Source organism: Candidatus Palauibacter australiensis, from assembly GCA_026705295.1.
Taxonomy (GTDB): domain Bacteria; phylum Gemmatimonadota; class Gemmatimonadetes; order Palauibacterales; family Palauibacteraceae; genus Palauibacter; species Palauibacter australiensis.
The window spans coordinates 1-2,480 of record JAPPBA010000151.1; the positions used below are offsets into that span (position 1 = coordinate 1).

General features: G+C 68.3%; 1 protein-coding gene. It reads right to left on the reverse strand.

The annotated features are described in order from the left end of the window. Nucleotides 1-2,224: DUF2723 domain-containing protein (locus OXN85_12570; protein MCY3600792.1), on the reverse strand; the 2,224-nt coding region annotated here is incomplete at its 3' end. Nucleotides 2,225-2,480: the final 256 nt, after the last annotated feature.

A 2,480-nucleotide genomic window follows, 5' to 3' on the forward strand; every position in this document is an offset into this window, starting at 1 on the left:
CCTGCAGGTAGTACGCCAGGTAGTACTGGGCGGGGATGCTCGACTGGGTGGACGGCTCGGGCCACTCCTCCCATTCCAGCACATCTTCGACCTCGAACACCTCCCACAGGAGTTCCGCCGTGCGGGCACGGTCGTTCCACGTCGGCGAGATCGTGTTCGGCATGTACTCGCGCAGGTCCACGAGGTCGCCCGTCTCCGCCAGCGGCTCGTTCACGAGCTTGAAGGCGAGCCCGTGCCGGACGAGGTGCGGCTGCAGCCCCCACTTCCCGTACACGGGCGGGGCGGTGGCCGCGAAGTAGACCGGCCGGTCCCCGAGCGATTGCTGCATGATGTGGAACACGAGGATGTCGGGGTACAGGATCGAGTCCCCGCCGCGCACGGCCGCCGTCACCGCGTCCGAGACGCTGAACGCCGTGTCCCGGGCGACCGCGATCCCCGGCGCGAGGCCGTCGATCTGCGCGTCGCTGAGGGCGATGATCGAGCGCGTCGGAGCCGGCGCCGCCGCGTCCGCGTAGGGGCTCGCCGCGTTCGCCGCATCGAAGGGACGCTGGCACACGATGGTGGTCGGGGAATCCGCCGCCGACACCCCCGGCTCGCAGGGCGTCGTCAGCGACCGCAACTGCTTCGGATACCAGTTCGTGCCGAGGTAGGAGTGGACGATGACAGTCACGTCGCGCCGAATCCCCTCCACCTCCTGCAGGTACCAGAGGGGGAAGGTGTCGTTGTCCCCGTTCGTGAACAGCACGGCGTACGGCTCGACCGACTGCAGGATGTTGTACGCCCAGTCGCGGGCCGCGCTGTCCTCCGACCGGTCCGCGCGCGCGAAGTTGAAGAAGAAGGGCACGAACGCGACGGCGAGGATCGGCGCCGCCCTCCGGTGCCGCGCGCTGAATCCGGTCGTGCGCTCCCGCGGCAGGCGCGTCCGGTCCGGGGGCACCGCGCTCTTCCCCCCGGTCGGGACGGTCCACTTGCCCCACAGCGCGACGAGCCCCAGCCCGGCGTAGATCCCCCATAACTGGAAGCCGATGATGTAGAAGTAGTCGCGCTCCCGGACCTCGTGCAGCAGGATGTTCGGCACCTCCTCCAGGTACAGCGAGTAGCCGTACTTGAAGTTGAGATAGAAGACGAGCAGGAGCGTGACGGTGAAGAAGAGCGTGCCCGCGTAGACGAAGGTCTTCCGGTCGCTCTTGAAGTGGGTCCAGAGACCGACCAGGGCGAGGAAGAGGAAGAGCATGCTCGCGGCGACCCGGCCGGCCGGCGGCAGCGAGCGGGCCCACTGCCAGTCGAAGTACTGCCAGTAGTTCGCGTACTGGGCGGAGAGCGGGGCCTGGCGCTGCGTGATCGGCCCCGGGCCGTACTGGTCGCGGATCAGCGACAGCGCGAGCGGCTCGCACGCGACGGAGAACTTGGTGTTCCCGAAGCGGTCGTCGATCACCTTCGGGGTGACCGCCGAGACGAGCGAGGGACACTCCGGGTCCGCCTCGTCGATGATCGGGTTCTGCGCCGACCGGATGGGGACGAAGAGGAGCTGCACGGAGTAGCCGACCGCGAACAGCGCCACGGCGAGCCCGAGGACGCGGGGGTTGAGCGCGGCGCGCCAGCGGTGCAGGAGGACGAAGAGCGCCAGCGCCGGGCCCGGCAGCAGCGACATGGTGTGGTTCGACCAGCCCAGCCCGAGCAGGAGCGCGATGAGCACGAGCAGCCGGTTCCCGCGCGCCGAGTCCGCCTCGTCTACCCACAGCATCGTCAGGTAGCTCACGAGCGAGACGACGAAGAGCGACAGCGTGTAGACCTTCTCGTTCAGATTCGACTGGGTCCACACGGTGAAGGCCGTGGCCCCGATCCACACCGCGACCATCGAGGCCACGAGGATCTCGTGCCGGTTCTCGCGGAAGTGCGCGACCATGCGCGCCACGGCGAGGAAGGAGAAAAAGCTCGCCCCGGCCGAGAGCGTGGCACTGAGGATGTTGATGCGGAGCGCGACGGGGAGCCCCGTGAACTCGAGGAGCACGGTCCACACGCGCCCCACGAGGACGAAGCCCGGATTCCCCGGCGGGTGCGGCAACCCGAGGATGTGCGCCGTCGTCACGTACTCCGACGTGTCCCAGAACCCGGTCGTCGGCGCGATCGTCAGCAGGTAGAGCGACCACACGGCGAGGGCCGTCAACAGCCCCCACAGACGCAACGTCAGCGGACCGACCTTCTCGCGCTCGATGCCGTTCATCACGCCCCTGCTACGCTCCTCTGCTCAGGAAGTTCGCGCGGGAAGATACCGCCTCCCCAGCTTTGCCGCCGCACCCGCAACACCTATTCTCATGACTGAGCCAGGGCCGCGGCGCTCCGCCCGCCCTACCACCCAGTCGGCGACCCAGATCGCCTGGGAGGTCAGTTGTAGACCTGCGATGCACGGCGGTGTTCCGGAAAGTTCCTGAAGGCTACATCGCCTTCATCGAGGAGTTTCCCGGCGCCAACACCCAGGG